At 41.8% G+C, this 19,256-nt stretch carries 14 protein-coding genes, 2 pseudogenes and 1 riboswitch; of the genes and pseudogenes, 11 read left to right on the top strand and 5 right to left on the bottom strand.

The window, feature by feature from the left end:
* Positions 1-123: 123 nt before the first annotated feature.
* Positions 124-3,039: a plasmid replication protein, CyRepA1 family gene (locus ACQY1X_RS01135; RefSeq protein WP_430013807.1), complete on the bottom strand. Its 2,916-nt coding sequence runs from the start codon at positions 3,037-3,039 to the stop codon at positions 124-126.
* Between the two features lie 453 nt (positions 3,040-3,492).
* Between ACQY1X_RS01135 and ACQY1X_RS01130 the strand changes: the two genes are divergently transcribed.
* The 8 genes and pseudogenes from ACQY1X_RS01130 to thiC all read left to right on the top strand — a co-directional run bounded on the left by ACQY1X_RS01130 (position 3,493) and on the right by thiC (position 11,035).
* The gene (locus tag ACQY1X_RS01130) at positions 3,493-5,805 is read left to right on the top strand and encodes a ribonucleoside-diphosphate reductase subunit alpha (RefSeq protein WP_430013806.1); all 2,313 of its coding nucleotides are present in this window, start codon (positions 3,493-3,495) and stop codon (positions 5,803-5,805) included.
* Between the two features lie 81 nt (positions 5,806-5,886).
* Positions 5,887-6,363, top strand: coding sequence for a DUF29 domain-containing protein (locus tag ACQY1X_RS01125; protein WP_430013805.1), 477 nt, complete (start codon positions 5,887-5,889; stop codon positions 6,361-6,363).
* 3 nt (positions 6,364-6,366) lie between these two features.
* Positions 6,367-6,819: a DUF29 domain-containing protein gene (locus ACQY1X_RS01120; protein ID WP_024968827.1), complete on the top strand. Its 453-nt coding sequence runs from the start codon at positions 6,367-6,369 to the stop codon at positions 6,817-6,819.
* A 12-nt stretch (positions 6,820-6,831) separates the two neighbouring features.
* Positions 6,832-7,284, top strand: a complete 453-nt coding sequence (locus ACQY1X_RS01115) for a DUF29 domain-containing protein (protein WP_002777790.1) — start codon at positions 6,832-6,834, stop codon at positions 7,282-7,284.
* An 11-nt stretch (positions 7,285-7,295) separates the two neighbouring features.
* A pseudogene (locus ACQY1X_RS01110) lies at positions 7,296-7,397 on the top strand (DUF29 family protein); the annotation flags it as partial.
* 128 nt (positions 7,398-7,525) lie between these two features.
* Positions 7,526-7,696, top strand: a complete 171-nt coding sequence (locus ACQY1X_RS01105; protein ID WP_016515827.1) for a hypothetical protein — start codon at positions 7,526-7,528, stop codon at positions 7,694-7,696.
* Positions 7,697-7,749: 53 nt separating this feature from the next.
* A complete protein-coding gene (glnA, locus tag ACQY1X_RS01100) occupies positions 7,750-9,171 on the top strand; it encodes a type I glutamate--ammonia ligase (RefSeq protein ID WP_002737277.1) in 1,422 nt (473 codons plus the stop codon).
* A gap of 376 nt (positions 9,172-9,547) precedes the next feature.
* Positions 9,548-9,644: riboswitch (TPP riboswitch) on the top strand.
* 8 nt (positions 9,645-9,652) lie between these two features.
* Entirely contained in the window at positions 9,653-11,035 is a 1,383-nt protein-coding gene (thiC, locus tag ACQY1X_RS01095; protein ID WP_430013803.1) for a phosphomethylpyrimidine synthase, read from the top strand.
* A gap of 87 nt (positions 11,036-11,122) precedes the next feature.
* Here thiC and ACQY1X_RS01090 read toward each other — a convergent pair whose 3' ends face one another.
* Positions 11,123-11,662, bottom strand: a complete 540-nt coding sequence (locus ACQY1X_RS01090; protein WP_002738011.1) for a phycobiliprotein lyase — start codon at positions 11,660-11,662, stop codon at positions 11,123-11,125.
* 730 nt (positions 11,663-12,392) lie between these two features.
* Here ACQY1X_RS01090 and ACQY1X_RS01085 point away from each other — a divergent pair.
* The gene (locus tag ACQY1X_RS01085; protein WP_430013802.1) at positions 12,393-12,839 is read left to right on the top strand and encodes a DUF29 domain-containing protein; all 447 of its coding nucleotides are present in this window, start codon (positions 12,393-12,395) and stop codon (positions 12,837-12,839) included.
* Positions 12,840-12,892: 53 nt separating this feature from the next.
* Entirely contained in the window at positions 12,893-13,960 is a 1,068-nt protein-coding gene (locus tag ACQY1X_RS01080; RefSeq protein ID WP_016515829.1) for a ribonucleotide-diphosphate reductase subunit beta, read from the top strand.
* A 394-nt stretch (positions 13,961-14,354) separates the two neighbouring features.
* On the opposite strand, the gene ACQY1X_RS01075 is transcribed toward ACQY1X_RS01080, so the two are convergent.
* The gene (locus ACQY1X_RS01075; protein WP_002751885.1) at positions 14,355-15,275 is read right to left on the bottom strand and encodes an NAD(+) kinase; all 921 of its coding nucleotides are present in this window, start codon (positions 15,273-15,275) and stop codon (positions 14,355-14,357) included.
* 691 nt (positions 15,276-15,966) lie between these two features.
* Complete coding sequence (locus ACQY1X_RS01070) at positions 15,967-17,982, bottom strand: ribonuclease catalytic domain-containing protein (protein WP_123230230.1); 2,016 nt, start codon at positions 17,980-17,982, stop codon at positions 15,967-15,969.
* 291 nt (positions 17,983-18,273) lie between these two features.
* On the opposite strand from ACQY1X_RS01070, the pseudogene ACQY1X_RS01065 reads away from it, so the two are divergent.
* A pseudogene (locus ACQY1X_RS01065) lies at positions 18,274-18,549 on the top strand (helix-turn-helix domain-containing protein); the annotation flags it as partial.
* 134 nt (positions 18,550-18,683) lie between these two features.
* Here the strand turns inward: ACQY1X_RS01065 and ACQY1X_RS01060 are convergent.
* A complete protein-coding gene (locus ACQY1X_RS01060) occupies positions 18,684-19,094 on the bottom strand; it encodes a hypothetical protein (RefSeq protein ID WP_262382225.1) in 411 nt (136 codons plus the stop codon).
* Between the last annotated feature and the right edge of the window lie 162 nt (positions 19,095-19,256).

Genomic DNA, 19,256 nt, shown 5'->3' with positions numbered 1-19,256 from the left:
TACCATTTCTCTAAATGAAAACTACACATCGAATTTAAATCCCCCTTTAAGTTCCCCTTTTTAAGGGGGATTTAGGGGGATTAAACTTCTGTAGTCAGACTTTGGAGAATTGGTATAAGAACCTTATTCATACCAAAACTCGGAACTTCCCGCACATTTTTCGTCTCTAAATAACCATTGTTGAAACACTTGTTCTCTACCGTCATAAGGTGCAACAATCTGATAAACTTTTAGAGATTTTTTAGCAATTCTCTGGCTGCCCTTGTCAGTTAATTCATAACCTAACAAGTTTAAAAAATTACGAATAATCGTCAGAGGACGGGAAGTATTAGCGAGGTTAATCTTGGTGATAGTTTTAATCTCGTTACGGTTTTTAATGGCAATTTCCGCCATTTTTTGTAAATCGGCATCATGATTATTTAATTCTCTTTCAGGATTAGCTAATAATACGGGAATTCCCAACAATTCTAACGTCCCGATAATCACTCCTAATTGACTACTATTAAAATCGGGAATAAATAAACTTCCGTGACCTGATTCTATCAGTTTACGCGCAATTAAAGCATCTCGATCACACAAAAATTGTCGCCCAATTGTCAAAAAGTAATGTAAGCGTAGTTCTTGATACCATCCTTGATCATCTTTAATTACTAATTGTGGTGTGACGGGGATTCCATAGCGTTTGTATAGGTCATATTTCCTGATAATTCTCCTTTCTTTTACTGACTTAACTAACTGTTTTTTTAGCAGACGACACTCTGATTCCGTTATCTCGGCTGCGCTGGCAATTGCCTCGCATTCAGAACGATAATTATGTTCCATAATTTCTTCAATTGCTTCCGTTAACTGATTAGTTATGTCTAGTTCTTCTTCCTGATTTCGTTCTTTAATTCTATGACCTTCTGCTTGTAAAATCCCTAGAATTGACTGACGATAATTAAGCATATAAGCATTGACTCTTACGGCCATTTTTGCCCAACAGAGGAGAGATTCCGCTTGAAAAGTTGTATCTAAATCCTCCAGAGATTCTAAATCTGATTGGTGTAGTAAGCGAATATTAACCTCGGTTAATCGGTGTCCAGAGGTGAGAAGTTTGGGGATAGAAGTGGATCCATTGCCCACCTGATTAAATCCGTACACTGCTGACCAAATATAACGAGGAATATTCTCTCTAATTCTTCCTAAAAATTGAGCGATAGAAGTGGGATTCTGAATTCCCTGTGCTAAACACCAAACCGAGGAAAAGTGTTGCTGAATATCAATACTAATTCCCGTTTCGATCGCGGGACTAGCTAGAACTATATCATAGTTAAGTAACAACTGATTTAAATTGCCAATCGCTTGATAGGCAGCGTGACTAGAATCTTGCAATGACTCTGAGTCTATCCGCAGAACTTTCTTATGAGGAAATTGCTTTTTTAGATAAGACTCTAGGGTAATTGTTCCCCATTTGCTGGTTAATTTTTGTGCTGATAGACAAACAAAGGGTTTTCCTCCGTCTTTAATATGCTTGACCAAATCATTAACTAGCCGTTGGGGAGTATTATCGGAGTAGTTATAAACTCGCCAAGCTTCTTGATAACTAGGTTTCCACTCGTTACTAATCAAGAAAGTTTCTAGTTTAATTGCAGCTAAAGAAGTTAAATAATCTAGGGAAATATCACTTAAATCAGCATCAGCGACTAGGACTTTACCCCCACTGCTGACCACAGTTTGCAGCAAGGACTTTAGGGATTTTAAAATTGCCACACGATTAGTTTTACAAGTATCCCCATTTAACCCATGCCATAGAACCTGTTCGATCTCATCGATAATAATGATAGCACCTTGGCAATCTTCTGCTTTAAATTTAGCTTGTGATTGGGGATGGAGAGAGTCAATACATAAACCATAACCGTAAATTTGTGCCGCAGGATTATCTCTAATTTTGCTGATATAGTTTAAACCAAAGCGTTGACACAACTCCTCTACCAGTTTCACCCGATGACCAATAACTAAAACTTTTTGTTGATTGGCAATAGCTTGTTTAACTATCTTGGCTAAAAACTCAGTTTTTCCCGTACCTTTAGCCGATTTAATCGCTATTAACTGCGCTGATGTAGGAACAGAAATATCTGGCAAGTAACGGCTATTTAACTCTAGATGAGGTGGGAGAGTTAAACTATTTAAACTTGCTGCCTTCCAAATCTCCCAAGAGGTAGCTTTTTGATAGACTTGTTTAAAGTAATCTTCTCCTCGATTGATTAGTAAATCATCCACTCCTTTACCGTCAGCAGCATCCCAAGTAACCACCTTTACCTCACAGTTAGCCTGGGTGAATAGATAACCCATTCTCTGTAAAGCTAAATTAACCGCTTGCTGGGTTTTCGGTTTAGTTTCTTGGTCGAAAACTAGATAAATCTTGCGTCCGGAATTAGCTAATTTTTCTAGCTGCGGAATTAGATGAGATTTACCGATTCTCCTACCTAGTTCGTCCTTGGGAGTACGATAACCATTGTGAATCCCGGGTAAAGCAATTGTCACATAACCTGCTGTTAGTAATGCCCCCGCTTTTTTCGCTCCTTCCGTAAGACAAATAGGTATCTCTGGATGTTTGATTACCCAGGACCAAAAACCGAGATCCTCTTGCTTATTATCCACTTCTTCAGTTAAAATATTAATACTGATACGCTGGGCTACTTTTTGCCAAATTTTCAGGGGAACCCGCAAAGCAAAGACTCCCGTGGGGGTTTGGGGAGGATGTTCGTACTTAATCGGTTTAGCATTATCGAAGCTTAAACGGGGAAAATCGGGCTTAAAACAGCCCCAAGAGTCATAATTGCCCGTTAGTAGGTCGATTCCTGAACACCACCAACCGCCTTGACTGGTATGTTCATAACGCTTGAGAATACTATCCCTAACTCTGCCATCATTGCGTCGCGGTAATTCTTGGGAGTAGAGTAGGTATTCACTGGGAGATAACCCCGCTAAACTGGTGACATTGAGAGCGATTAACTCCGCATCCACCCCGCTACCACGCCATTCTTCTAAATATTTCATCCTTGTCCTCTACTGGCTAGACGCTATATATAGCGTTTTGTCCTATTATTCTAGCGGTAAGCCACTAAATAGCGAAAAGAGAAATTTTACTCTCTCAGAGGTTCTCAGAGGAAATTTGACTTTTAATCCACTCTTGTCTTAAATTATCGAAAAGTTAAGAACAAATAAAATCTCACCATAACCTCCTCAGCAGTCAGTCTGTTTTGCTATCAAAGAAAAAGCTTTTTGTCAAGCATACAAAAGAACCACTTTGAGAGAGAATCGAGAATTTTTTCCAGAAAATGTCATCCAAAACACGGTTTTTAGGGAACAAAATAATCCTGGTTATACCACATATAGAGTGATAAAATTATTTAACACGCTAGATGTTGTGTTTTCCCAGAAAATCTGATAGAATGCTCTAGTACAAATAGATTAATTTGTCAAGTTTTTTAACGCCGCAATTTCCCAATTATGCAATCGAAGCCCTTGACTACTGCCGTCTCCATTCACAAAAATAACGAAGTAATACCCTTTCGTTCTACCCCTTTAGCTAATATGGGCAGCCATGGAATTAGAGTGATTCGGCGCGATGGTTCCACCACCAGCTTAAATATCGGCAAAATTCGCGACGTGGTAGAGTGGGCTTGTGAAGGTAAAAAAGTCAATTCAATCGCCTTAGAAGCGGGTTTAACCACACGCCTGCGGGATGGGATTACCACTAGGGAAATACAGGATAATTTAATCAATTGCGCCCTAGAAATGTGTAGTCCCGAGGAACCGGATTGGCGCTATGTAGCGGGAAGATTGCATATTTGGAGTCTGTGGAAAGATACCTTAGTAGTCCGAGGTTATCAGTACGGAAATTACGAGAAAACCGTCAAAACTCAAGTTAAAAATCGGCTGTACGACGAAAGGATTCTCATCTATTCCGAAGCAGAATTAAAAGAAGCCGGTTCTTGGATTAATCCCGATTGGGATATCGATTATGATTACGCTGGGGCATTGTTAATCACTAGCCGTTATTTACTCAAAAATGAGTTACCCCAAGAGGCATTATTAACCTGTTCCTTACTGCTTGCCACTGTGGAAGAGCCAGCTAATAGACTCCCCTGGGCTAAGAAATTTTATCAAGCAATTGCTCAAAGAAAAATCTCTCTTGCTACCCCAATTTTAGCCAATTTACGCACACCCAAAGGTTCCCTAACCAGTTGTTTTATACTTTCCATTGATGACAGTTTAGAAAGCATTTTCAGCGAGATTACTAATGCTGCCCGCATCTCCAAAAATGGTGGCGGTGTCGGGGTGAATGTGAGTAGAATTCGCTCCACTGGTAGCTGGGTAATGGGGAAAGCTAATGCTTCTGGGGGGATTATTCCTTGGATTAAATTACTCAACGATACAGCTATTGCAGTAAATCAGGGGGGAAGACGCGCTGGGGCAGTAACTATCGGTGTTGACATCTGGCATTTAGATGTGCCAGAATTTCTGGAAATGCAGACAGAAAACGGTGATCAAAGACGCAAAGCTTATGATGTTTTTCCCCAATTAGTTATCACCGATGAATTTATGCGTCGGGTGATAACTAAAGCCGAGTGGACATTAGTAGATCCCTACGAAGTTCGGACAAAATTAGGTATAGAATTAGCGGAACTATGGGGGGAAGAATTTGAAGAGGCTTATCGTTTAGTAGAGGCTAATTTAGATAAAGAGGTTCTCCTCTATAAAAAAATCAATGCCCGGGACTTATTTAAAAGTATCATGCGTTCCCAAGTAGAAACAGGAATGCCCTACATTGCCTTCAAAGATACCATCAATCGCGCTAATCCTAATAAACACGATGGCTATATCCCTGGTGTAAATTTATGCACGGAGAGTTTCTCGAATGTCACCCCGGATAAAACTGCCCATTGCTGTAATTTAGTTAGCCTTAATTTAGCCAACATCGACAAGGAAGAAATCGAGTCTAATTGTCAAATCGCTGTCAGAATTCTCGACAATACTATCGATATCACTAACCCTCCCTTTGATAATGCTAAAAACCACAACGATAAATATCGCACTATTGGGGTAGGGGCGATGGGATTGGCTGACTGGTTAGCTAAACGGAAATTATCCTACAATAACCTGTCAGAAATTAGTAATTTATTTGAAGAAATTGGCTATTGGTGTACCTATTCCTCGATGGAATTAGCCAAAGAACGCGGCGCTTATCAAGCTTTCTTGGGTAGCGAATGGAGCCAAGGTAAATTAATCGGTGCCAAACCAGTGGAATGGTTTTTAAATAACGCAGTGCAACCGCAAAGATGGCAACAATTAGCCGAAGATATTCAACGATTTGGCATCCGTAATTCCCATATTACCGCCATTGCTCCTAATACTTCCTCCAGTTTGGTACAGGGATGTACCGCTAGTGTTTTGCCGGTTTATAGTCGCTTTTTCTACGATAAATGGGCAAAGGGAACCGTTCCCATCGCACCACCTTTTATTGAAGAAGCTTTCTGGTTTTATCCAGAGAATAAAAATCTCGAACAGCAGCAGGTGGTAAAAGCGATCGCTACTATGCAAGAATGGATCGATACGGGGATTTCTATGGAGTTATTATTCAACCTCAATGAAGGGGTTTACTTTCCCGCAGAACCTAACCGTTGTCTCACCGCTAAAGATATCTTTGATACTCTAATCATGGCGTGGGAATTGGGGTGTAAAGCGATTTATTATGTCCGTACCGTACAAAAGGACAATTTTCGAGAGTCTGACGATAGTTGTTCTAGTTGCGCTAATTAAAGTTAACTTGGGTGGGCAATGCCCACCTTAATTTTTTTATATAATTTAAAGGTGAGTTTTATTGATCACCTAATCACAGCTATGGATAAGACTTTATACGAACAGGATTACTATCTCTGGTTAGAGAAAACCATATCTTTACTAGAAAATCGTCAGTTTTCTGAGTTGGATTTAGAAAATTTAATTGAAGAAATAAAAGATATGTCCAGAAGAGAACGTCAGAAGTTAGAGAGTTTACTAACTAAACTCTTGGAACATTTACTTAAATTAACTTATTGGCAATCTAAGCGCGATTACAATAAAAACAAGTGGCGACGAGAGATTTTAAATTTTCGCATTCAAATAAAAAGAATTATTAGCAACAAAAAGGATGGAAACTATAATACAAACTTAGTATCTTATCTCACCGAGATTCTCGATAAATGTTATGAGGATGCTTGCCATCTATTTGTCGAAGGTTCTGGCATCGATAAAAGACTTTTAAGTGCTACACCTATTGGATCAATCAACCAAATTTTAGATGAAAATTGGTTTCCTGAGTTTCTCGGAGAGGATTAAGCAATGAAGAGTGATTTATACGAACAGGATTACTATCTCTGGATAGAGAAAACCATATCTTTACTAGAAAATCGCCAGTTTTCTGATTTGGATTTAGATAATCTCATCGAGGAGATTAGCGACATGGGCAAAAGTCAACGACAAAGCTTAAAGAGTTATTTAACTCGCTTATTAGAACATTTGCTGAAACTAGCTTACTGGCAATCAGAATTAGAATATAATCAAAGAGGATGGAAAAATGAAATTAGGAATTTTCGCCTAGGAATTCAACAAATTATTGAAGACAGTCCCAGTTTAAAGTCCTATCTATCGGAAATTTTCTTGCCCTGTTATCAAAATGCTCGTAAATTATTTTTGGATCTATCGGGAATGGCTGAAAATTTGGTCAGTTTAGCTCCAATTTGCACTATAGAACAGGCGTTAAATGAGGATTGGTTTCCTGAAATATCAAAATAATGGGGGATAATTATGGAAAAGAACTTATACGAAAAAGACTACTATCTCTGGTTAGAAAAAACCATTAATTTACTGGAAAATAATCAGTTTTCTGATTTGGATTTAGAGAATTTAATTGAAGAAATTAGCAGCATTGGTAAAAGTGAGAAACGAAGTTTAGAAAGTTATTTAACTCGCTTATTAGAACATTTGCTAAAACTGGTTTACTGGCAGTCGGAATTAGAATATAATCAAAGAGGATGGAAAAATGAAATTAGGAATTTTCGTCGTGCCATAAAAAGAATTATTGCCGATAGTCCTAGTTTACAGCCTTATCTGATTGAAATTTTTAACAACTCTTTTCAAGAAGCTCGTATTTCTTTTATCGAATTATCGGGAATGGCTGAAAATTTGGTCAGTTTAGCTCCAATTTGTACTATAGAACAGGCGTTAAATGAGGATTGGTTTCCTGAAATATCAAAATAATGGGAATAATTATGGAAACGAACTTATACGAACATGATTACTATCTCTGGATAAAGAAAACCATATCTTTACTAGAAAATCACCAGTTTTCTGAGGAGGTTCAAAGACTGATCGGGTTCCAATTATTTTTATTAATAAATACTTTACACACTTCCTACCAGGTAAGCAAGAGGGCTACGCCACTACTACCAAATCATTACCCTGGAAGCTTTTCAGTGAGCAGAAAATCTCCAAACGGCCAATGTTTGCACAAACGAACCTCCTTGAAGTGTGGCAAGAGGCAGTAGAAGCTGATAGGCAAATCGCCATTCCGGGCGATTACCGAACTCAACAAGAAAATTACAGATTTTTTCAAGCTAGGATCAAAGATTTTGTATCGAAAAATACAAAACTGGACAAAGTGACTGTTTAGGATGGGTTTTTTGAGAAGCTTAAGAACCGATCCATAAGTCAAAGGAGTTTTCCATGCCCGAAACGCCACAAGAAGTCTTGAAAATGATTCAGGACAACAATATTAAGATTATTGACCTGAAATTTATTGATATGCCAGGTATCTGGCAACACTGCTCGTTCTACTACGATCAAATCGATGAAAGCTCTTTCAGCGATGGTGTTGCCTTCGATGGTTCCAGTATTCGCGGTTGGAAAGCAATTAACGAATCCGACATGGCCATGGTTCCCGATCCTACCACCGCTTGGATCGATCCCTTCTACAAGGAACCGACCCTAAGCATGATCTGTAGCATCAAAGAACCGAGAACCGGTGAATGGTATAGCCGCGATCCTCGCTCTATTGCCCAGAAAGCGATCAATTATCTTAGCACTACCGGTTTAGGTGATACCGTATATTTTGGACCGGAAGCAGAATTTTTCCTTTTTGATAGCGCTCGTTTTGACCAAACCGCCAACTCCGGCTATTACTACATGGATAGTGTCGAAGGTCGTTGGAATAGCGGTAAAGACGAAAAGGACGGAAATCTTGCCTATAAACCCGCCTACAAACAGGGTTATTTCCCCGTTAGTCCCACCGATACCTCTCAAGACATTCGCACGGAAATGCTCTTAACCATGGCCGACTGCGGAGTTCCCATCGAAAAACATCACCACGAAGTCGCTACCGGTGGTCAAAACGAGCTAGGGATTAAATTCTCTACCCTAGTACGGGCCGCCGACTACTTGATGACCTACAAATACTGCATTAAGAACGTGGCTAAGAAATACGGTAAAACCGTCACCTTTATGCCCAAACCCATCTTTGGCGATAATGGTTCCGGGATGCACGTTCACCAGTCTATCTGGAAAGATGGTCAACCCCTGTTCGCCGGGGATAAATACGCCGGACTCAGCCAAATGGCACTGTACTACATCGGTGGTTTGCTTAAACACGCTCCCGCTCTCTTAGCTTTAACTAACCCCACCACCAACTCCTACAAGCGTCTCGTCCCCGGTTTTGAGGCCCCAGTAAACCTGGCCTACTCCCAAGGTAATCGCTCCGCTTCGATTCGGATTCCTTTATCGGGAAGCAACCCGAAAGCTAAACGTTTAGAATTCCGTTGTCCTGATGCGACTTCTAATCCCTACCTCGCTTTTGCAGCTATGCTCTGTGCTGGTATCGATGGGATTAAAAATCAAATTGAACCGGGAGAACCTCTCGATGTGGATATCTATGAACTCAGTCCCGAAGAATTGTCAAAAATACCCTCTACCCCCGGTTCTCTAGAAGCAGCACTAGAAAGTCTCGAAAAAGATCACGCTTTTTTGACCGATTCTGGTGTTTTTACCGAAGACTTTATCCACAACTGGATCACCTACAAACTCGATAACGAAGTTAACCCGATGCGCTTACGTCCCCACCCCTACGAGTTCTCTCTCTACTACGATGTCTAAGGTTTGATTGATAATTAATCCTAGGGTAGGCTTTTGCCTGCCCCTTTTTTTCGGAATCAGCAGGGGAGTGGGGAAGTGGGAAGTTTTTTGCCGTGAACAGTAAACAGTAAACAGTAATCAGTGAACTGAAAACTCGGCTCTTCTCGACTTTGTGTGATAATTTTTGCTTATGAAATCGTGAAATGTTTACTGGGAAAGACTTTTAGGACTATTTTGTTAAATAAACTATCAGTATAGACCTCGTTTCCACACAGAAACCAGAAGAGCCAAAACTCACATCTGATAACTGATAACTGATAACTGATAACTGATAACCGCCTAATCAAACAACAATCTTAAGCTTGATCTCCTCAGTCGTCAACAGTGATACAATTGCCGTCATAGCTAGGGGTGTCTGAGGCAATCAGGCTGAGAAAGACCCTTAGAACCTGAGACTGGGTAATTCCAGCGTAGGGAAGCTGTTTACAGAGGAAATAAAATTATGAGACAAGAATGGGTTGCCCCCCGGCGCGGACAAGCAAATGTATCGCAAATGCACTACGCCCGTCAGGGGATAATTACCGAAGAGATGACGTATGTGGCAAAACGGGAAAATCTCTCTCCCGAATTGATTCGCAGCGAAATCGCCCGAGGAAGACTGATTATTCCCGCTAATATCAATCACCTCAACCTCGAACCCATGGCGATCGGTATTGCTTCTAAGTGTAAAGTTAATGCTAATATCGGGGCTTCCCCTAACTCCTCGAATATTAACGAAGAACTGGAAAAATTACACCTAGCGGTCAAATACGGCGCCGATACGGTAATGGATCTTTCCACCGGTGGCGGTAATTTGGACGAAATTCGCACCGCGATTATCAATGCTTCTCCCGTCCCCATCGGTACTGTACCCATCTATCAAGCGGTGGAAAGCGTTCACGGCAATATTGAAAAACTCACCCCCGAAGATTTCCTCCATATTATCGAAAAACACGCCAGGCAAGGGGTGGATTACATGACGATTCATGCGGGAATCCTCATCGAACACCTGCCTTTAGTCAAAACTCGTCTGACCGGGATTGTCTCCCGGGGGGGTGGTATTATTGCTAAGTGGATGCTGCACCACCACAAGCAAAATCCTCTATATACCCATTTCGACGAAATTATCGAGATTTTCAAGCGTTATGACGTTTCTTTTAGTCTCGGTGACTCCCTACGTCCCGGTTGTACCCACGATGCTTCCGATGCAGCCCAATTAGCGGAATTGAAAACCCTCGGCCAACTGACGCGTCGCGCTTGGGAACACGATGTACAGGTGATGGTGGAAGGACCGGGCCATGTTCCCATGGACCAAATTGAATTTAATGTGAAAAAACAAATGGAGGAGTGTAGCGAAGCACCTTTCTATGTTCTTGGTCCCCTTGTCACCGATATTGCCCCCGGATACGATCATATCACCTCGGCGATCGGGGCGGCTCTGGCGGGTTGGTACGGGACGGCGATGTTATGTTATGTCACCCCGAAAGAACATCTCGGTTTACCCAACGCTGAAGATGTGCGAAATGGCTTAATTGCCTACAAAATAGCGGCTCATGCGGCAGATATCGCCCGTCATCGTCCCGGGGCGCGGGATCGTGATGACGAACTCTCCATTGCTCGTTATAATTTTGATTGGAATCGTCAATTTCAGTTATCCTTGGACCCCGATCGCGCTAAGGAATACCACGATGAGACTTTACCCGCAGATATCTATAAGACTGCGGAGTTTTGTTCGATGTGTGGACCGAAATTCTGTCCCATGCAAACTAAAGTCGATGCCGATGCGATTACGGAATTAGAGAAGTTTCTCGCTAGTCAGAATCAAGACAATTTAACCCCGGTTTAAAGGGGAGTTATGGGAAGGGCTGATTTGATTTCAGCCCTATTCCTAGGATAGAAGTCAAAATTCTGGGAATAGCCGCCATTTTTTTGACTAATTAACCCGTTTTTCTAGATATTGACCGATCATCAATTCTTGACCGGCGCGAGAGATAATAGTTTGTCGAGTGCGATATTGTTGACCGATGAGTTTAATTTCCTCTTCAAAGACAGAACCGGCGTATTCTGTTCTCAGACAGAGAGTAGAGGGGTTAGGAAAGGTATAAATGGCACTAACGGGTTTATCCGTCGCAAATCCCCGATCGCGATAGAGAATATTATCTAAAATACCGAATATAGTGGAACCGTTGGAGGGTTTTTTACTCTGGGGACGGAGATAATTACTTTGCCAAGTCACTTCCGTACCACCTAATAAAGTTGTATCTTCCAGATTATGTAAACGGGCCAGTTGAATTAATGGTTCGCTGCCCTGGGGTAAATATTTAATCTCGATGGCGCTGATAACTTCTTGGGGTTCCGTTTCTTGGGTGAGGGTGTAATAACGTCTCTGGGATTGCCAGCGTCCTTCTGTCTGCTTAAAAAAGGCTAAAGCCAAAGTTTCTAGCGATAATTGGGCGGTTTGAATTAATGTCATAGAAATAAAACCTTTCCTGTTTTTTGGTAGAGCAGATTTGTTATCCTTTGTCAAGAGTTTGCCAGAGAATTGTTACACATCTTAATACAATTATAACCCTGCATGGAAATTAAGTGGTAGGAGTGTTGAGGGAGATAATTGGGAAAAGCCGCACAGATACAGCATTTACAGGGAAAAAACGGGATAAGATTGCTAAAAACTGCGAACTTATCCTAGTTACTTCCATTCACTCTTATCTATCGATTAATTCTGTCAAATTGGCTACAGTCAGGCCGAGGTTCTTCCCCCAACCCCTTTTTTACTTTTTAAGTATCTCAGCAAAATTAATGGCTCTTCTAGGTTCTGTGTGATAAGTTTAACTTACATAGGATTGATCGATCTTTGTGTCCTTTGTGTCTGGAGTGGTTCGTTCCACCCCCTCGCTAGGAGGAATGTATCTTAGAATACATTTTACCCACCAAACCTGGAAGAGCCGATATTCCTGAACCGAGAGTGTCCCCAACCCAAAAACATTTATTAACCGATATTTTAGTCATTGCTATTTTAGCAGTTATACGATAAATTTCCCTCTTGACTAAGTTGGTAGAGCAAGTTTCTTTGTTCTATGTTAAGATGTTGGGGGCTTCGTTTTTGGGTCTGATTTGTTTTTGTTAATGATCAGACAGTACCTGATGAGCATTTCTTTGTCAACTCTTGAGGTTGATGCGTTTCATTTTTGAATTGGCGAATTATGGAAAAGAACTTATACAAAAAAGACTACTATCCCTGGATAGATAAAACCATATTTTTGCTAGAAAATAATCAATTTTCTGAATTAGATTTAGAGAATTTAATTGAAGAAATAAAATCTATATCTATCAGTCAACAGAAAGCATTAAAAAGCAATCTGAGCGTGATTTTATGGCATTTACTAAAATACTTACAAGAGCCAGAAAAACAAACCAGAAGCTGGGCATTAAACCTTTTTGAGCATCGCGAAAGAATCGAAGAAGATTTAGAAAATAGCCCTAGTCTTAAGAGTTTTTTAACAGAAGAAAATTTCAAAAAATGCTATAATAAGGCTAGAAAAAAAGCCGCTATTGAAACAGGGATAAACCTAGATAAATTCCCGAACGATTGCCCATTTACTTTGGCAGAAGCCCTAGATTTTGAATTTATCCCTAATCAAACCATTTGACTTTTTACCGAAAACCTATTATAAACTAAAAGTGCCTTAATGTCCAAGTAGTCATGTCCTTACATTTAGTTAATTCTTGCCATTCGATGCCCATTTCCCCGATCTTCAATCCGTCGGGAGATGATGCGATCGAAAACCGTTCGATCTGGTTTGGTAACACCACCAACCTGATGCAATTAAACGATGTCCGCTACACCTGGTCGGTGGGTTTATATCAACAAATGCGGGAAAATTTCTGGATCCCGCAACGCTTAGATATCACTCAAGACGTGACTGAATACGGGCATCTTACCGACGAAGAAAGATATGCTTATGATGGTATTTTGTCCTATCTAACTTTTCTTGATTCCGTGCAAACCTGTAATATTCCCCACCTAAAAGGTAGCGTCACTGCGCCAGAAATTAGTCTTTGTATGGCGGAACAAATTTCTCAAGAGGCCATGCACAATCAAAGTTATCAATACTTAATTGAAACGATTATTCCCTCGGATCGCAGAGGCGAAGTTTATGACTTTTGGCGCACCGATAAAGTTCTCAAGGATCGCTGTGAATTTATTGCTAGTCTCTACCAGCAATACATCGATAAACAAACTACTGAAAGCTATTTTATCGCTCTTCTTGCCGACTATTTACTGGAGAGTTTGTATTTTTATAACGGCTTTATCTTTTTCTATAATCTCGCTTCTCGACAGCTAATGTCCGGTAGTGCTGACGTTTTCAAAATGATCAACCGGGACGAATTAAGTCACGTCCGTTTGTATCAAAAACTTATTCCTGAAGCCATGGCAATTTTTCCCCATTCCGTTGAACAGATTTATGAGATGTTCGATAGTGCCGTTAAACACGAATGTCGCTGGACAAATCACATCGTTGGCAACGACATTTTAGGTATTACCGAATACAGTACCGAACAGTACACTAAATACCTCGCTAATATTCGGCTAAAAGCGATCGGACTTGAGCCTTTATACAGGGAAGAAAAGTATAACAAAAGTCCCTATAACCATCTGGAACGCTTTTCCGATACCAAAAAAGAAGGCCACACCAAAGCTAACTTTTTTGAAGCAACTGTTACCAGTTATGTTATGTCTTCTGGCTTAACTGGATGGGATGAAATTTAAAATTTAAGGGATAATAATAACCCAATTTCTTACCATAAAGTGGCAACTTTGTCAAATATTTTGACAACTTTTGACCCTCTCTTGCAGAAATACCGACAATCAGCAAATGCGCTTCTGGGTTTGGGGGGTTCTACCCCCAAAAGCCTAGATTTACTGATAAAATCGGAAGTAATGACCAATTTTAGAAGATATACTTAGGGCTTGCTCAATAAATCTAAAAACCTTGTTGGATAAGGTTTTTAGACTTTTTTTCCCTCAAAAAGTGTCGACCTTTGGAGTGATTGGGGGGAAAATTCAGGGACTTTTTCCCTGAAAATTAGGTAATTGACCCCCTCAAAATCGGTAAAACCCTACACCCTACACCCTGTCCCCACGAAAAACTTTGCCGCAAACCCTAATTATGACGATTGCCATCATAATGAATTCTCGCCCCGGCCCATTGCAGTTTTTCCTGTAGAGTCTGATAAAAAGAATAACTTTCCCGCAGGATAATAAATTGGGCGAATTTTTCGGCTTTAGTAACTCCCACCCATTGCCCGGGCCAAATGGAAGTGGCTAAAGCACCATCCATCCAGAGTTTAGTATTTAACTCGTAGTCTCCTAGAGGCCAAATACTGACCAGAGATGCCGGGGGAATGACAATCGGCCGACTGGAGAGACTCAAGGGACAAATCGGGGTGACAGCGATCGCTTCCATGCCGGGGTGTATAATCGGACCATTAGCGGAAGCGGTGTAACAGGTGGATCCCGTGGGAGTAGCCACTAATAGTCCGTCGCCTTGGTACTGATCTACTATTTCCCCGTCCACTTCGATTTCGAGGATTGAGGTGGGCATCCTATCGATACTAGCGGGTTTCACACACATCTCATTCAGGGCATAAAATGCCTCGCTCACTGGCTGCGGATTTCTTTTATCCCCTTCATAGATTCTGGCCGTTAACATCATCCGTTGTTGTACCGCATAGTGATCGGATTGTAAACGCTCCCAGACCGTCTCCGTATCCTGGAAAATATCAAAGGGTTCCGTTAAAAATCCCAGATGGCCGCCGACATTCACCGCTAAAATCGGAATGTCTTCGTGAGCTAAATAGCGAGCGGCAGCTAAAATGGTTCCATCTCCCCCCAAAACGATGGCAAGGTCGATTTTTTCCGATGCTGAGGCTAAAAATACCGGATAGGGATTATCTTTAAAGCCACTGGGTCCCATTAAAACTTTACACTGACGGGCTTCTAACTGTTTAGCGCATTTTTCCGCCCATGCTTTACTTTGGGGATGGTTGGCCTTATGAGCGATGATGACTTGTTTTAACTGCACAGAGTTGAGACCTTTTTCGGAGGTTCTATACTTTTAACAATAGCAAGACCGGGCAGATCGGGTGAAAAGTGAGTAGGGTTTTCTGAAAAAGTTTGTTAGTGGGGTCAGGAGTCAGGAGACAGCTATCAGGGATCGGATTTGAGTTTTCAGTTCACTGTTTACTGATCACAGCAAAAAGCTGACGGCTTATCGCTCTTCGGATCTTCTAGGTTCTGTGTGATAAGTTTAACTTACATAGGATCGATCAATCTTTGTGTCCTCTGTGTCTTTGTGGTTCGTTCCACCCCCTCGCTAGGAGGAATGTATCTTAGAATACATTTTACCCACCAAATCCAAGAGAGCCAAATTTGAGTTTTTATTAGAAAAAAAGTTAGCGATCACTTGTCAAGCAAGGGTTTCAGAATCTGGATTCGGTCGGGGATTTCCGAAAGTTCCAGAAGAGCGATTATTCTCCCTTTTGCCTCTTGCATGAGTGCCTCTCCTGATATGTGGCCTATACTCAACGGATTTAGTATAATAAATTGTTCGGTATTTAAAGTCTGCCAAGAGGTTCCGCACCCGAAATAGACGGATCAGATGACGAACCCGCTAACTCAAGGAGAGGGTAGAGGGGAGTGGAGCATTTGGCTGAAATTTCCCTAAACCCCTAAACCCCTATCTCCCGACTCCTGAATTCTGTCTCCGCGAGAGATTAACTTGCTTGGGAGGAGACAAAACCCGATAACTCGCGAAAACGGATCTCATCGCGGTGGGGATCAGAGCGACTAACTTGTACTTGAAAGCGATCGCCTAAAGATACCGATCGCTCAAAACGATGGGGTAATTCTAACCCCAATTCCTCCAATAAAATCAAGCCTAAATTTTCCTCTTCCCGCAGCCAGCGCAATACCAAAGCTTGCCAGACTTGATCTCCCTGTCGTCGCAAAAATTCCAAACTCCAATAACGATTAGTTTGTCGTTCCACCGAGGTGGCTTCCAGGGCCGAACTAGCGACACTATAGAGAATTTCCTGCATTCTATCCCGGGTAAAAGGCAGTTTATCGCCCCGGAGATGGGCTTTTAGTTGAAAATGGGTCAAAAGGTCAGTATAACGGCGAATTGGCGAAGTTACTTGGGAATAGGTATTCAATCCCAGACTAGCATGACGGTTAGGAATCGTCGTCATCTCACTGCGCGGCATACAGCGACGCAAGGCACAGGAACGCACTGGGCCCGCAGGTAGTAAAATTAACTCCTCATCGGGGGGTAATTCCGGTTGTGGTTGTCCGCGGAAAGGCACGGGGATCTCGTGTTCCTGACAGTAGCGACCGGCGATTTCTCCGGCTAAAATCATCATTTCCGCCACTAATTGCCGAGATGGGGAAACTTCCTGCAATTCTATGATAATTTCGTCGTTAGCCTTCACCTTAATAGATGATTCTGGCATTTGGATGTTAATCGATCCCTGAGATTTGCGCCATGCGTGGCGTTGTTTGGCCCAACGGTTGAGAATCTTCACTTCCGGTTCATGCTGCAGATCCAGATGTAACATTTCGTCCACATCTTCGTAGGTGAGGCGATAGGTGGGTTTAATTGTACTGGGATGGATACGATAATCGGCGATCGCCCCCGTTTCATCGAGGATTACCCCAAAACTCAATGCGGGACAAAGTTTACCCTGTACCAAACTCATTGGACCGGCGGCCAACTCTAGGGGAAACATGGGAACCATTCCCGTGGGAAGATAGAGACTGGTACTGCGACGACGCGCTTCTAGGTCTAATTCATCATCGGGAAGCACTAAACGGCTAGGATCGGCAATATGAATCCAGAGACGATGACCACCATCCGCGAGCATTTCCACCGATAATCCGTCATCGATTTCCTCGGTACTTTCATCGTCGATGGTATAAATTTTTTGGTGGGTTAAATCGAGACGATTGTTGACATCCGCATCCGCAGGGGGATTGAGTAAATTAAGACGCGTCACATCAAGTACCTTTTTCGAGAATTGAACAGGGTAGGAACTGCGTCGCAGGAAAAGGTTTTCGTGACTACTCCACCATTTCAAATCGACTAACAATTCAAAAGCAGCCTCGGGGGTTTGGGAACGGCCTAGCAGCGAGAGTATGTCCGTGGCTGCCGGATATTTTTGTTCGGGTTGGAGGATAAATTTTTCTAGAGACTCCAGACGAATTCGATCGCTTTCTGACCATTCTACCGTTTCACCGGCCAGGGTCTGTTGGAGACGTTGGAGAAATTGGCCTTTTTCCCGTTGACGCTGTTGTTCTACCTCTAGCTGGTGTTTGATTTCCTCTACCTGATTTTCCGAGCGGGCCTCGTAACCATCCCCTTTATTTTTAAAATAAACTTTATCATCACTCAAGAGACAATGGGCTGCATAGCAAGACTGGGGACTGCGATCGGAAAAGAGAATCTCGGCCATGGTTTCGGGAGTGACTAACTGATTTTCCCCGGCTAATAATTCCCAGGCCACTTCTAAACCACTGGGATCTAGATAGGGTTGGACTTCCCGCAGAAAATTGCCAATCTCCTTATGGTTGGACGGACCTGCTTTGATAATGTAATCGAAGCGTTGGGGACGCAGTTTATGCGGGTTTCCCCCTTGATCGATGACGATCCAATCTTTTTTACCTTCTGGGCGATCGATCACCCCTAAGCGCCTTTCTCCTTGCACCCGAAATTCTACCAGCGTTCCCTTTTCCACTGCTTCCCCTTACTGCCTATGTATTTTGTCTATTTTCTATCATCCTCGATCGATTACTCGATCGGCAAGAGCAATCATCAATCCCCACCCACTAGATAGGGTTTGTGGCAAAAAGTTTTTCGTGGGGGTAGAGTGTGGGGTTTTACCCATTTTGAGGGGGTCAATTACCTAATTTTCAGGGAAAAAGTCCTGGGATTTTCCCCCTGATCACTCCCATGTCCACCACTTTTGGATTTCAAAAAAGTCTAAAAGTCTTATCAAACAAGGTTTTTAGATTTATTCAGCAAACCCCATTTAGTCAAAGATTCGCCGCTCTCAGGACAACCAGTGTACCCACAAGTTAATCGTCGTCAATTTAAGTGCGATAATTGTCGGAAACCCTTGAGCGAAGAGTTAGATTTTGTCGCCAGTAAACGAACTTATACGAAAAGACTAGCCGAGAATATACTCGAACAATTAAAAGAAGGTGATATTTTAAATGTTAGCCGAAGAAATGACGTAACGGAAGAAGAGATTCCAAGAATGCTAGAGAACATCGCCGAAGAAATTACAGAGCCAGACCTATCGTAATTAAAAAGACTAGGAATTCGCCAATTCAAATACTGGCGAAATGCAGACGTAATCAAGCAAGATAGTAAATTATTTTCTTCTATCTCACTCTCAAGAAATGTTATTTCTTGAGCGTTTTGGGACAATAATTGCTAAAAATAAGCTTTTTCCGTGTTAATTAACTGAATATTGACAATTTGACCGTTAGTCACTTGTACGGTTCCATAGCTGCCGTCCCCTAAAAAATTATTGAGGTACAAATTGTCATCATATTGAGCGAGGAGAGTATATTCCCCTGAGGGCAATTCCACCAAAAAATTACCTTGAGAATCACTACTTATTTGCTTGATTAGGTGAGGATGTTTTTGGGCTTGGGCTACTGGCCAGTTGGTTCCTTGAGCGGGAATTCTACCTGAAAAAATCCAAACAGTTGTTTTAATAGGTTCAGGTTTTGTTCTTAAGGATGTTGTGTCTATAGTGGGCATTTGGTCGCCGCTAAGACGAAGAATAGTGCCAGAAATACCCTGTTTTGATTGAGAAAAATTCGGGTCAGTAAAGCTCATCATTGTAACTAGAATAATGGTCAAACTTAGGAACCAGCGAAAGTTAGGATAAATCATAGTTTTGGCGATTTGGCTGTTATTTTGGCTGAAGAAAAGCCTCCTGCAGAATCCAACAGAGACTTTCTTCAGCATTGGTTAACTAGGAATGCTCTGGGTTGTGAG

Source organism: Microcystis protocystis FBCC-A270 (assembly GCF_050500235.1).
In the GTDB taxonomy this organism is placed as follows: Bacteria; Cyanobacteriota; Cyanobacteriia; order Cyanobacteriales; family Microcystaceae; genus Microcystis; species Microcystis ichthyoblabe_A.
Note: the sequence above shows the minus strand (reverse complement) of the source record. Positions and strands in the feature narration are given on the sequence as shown.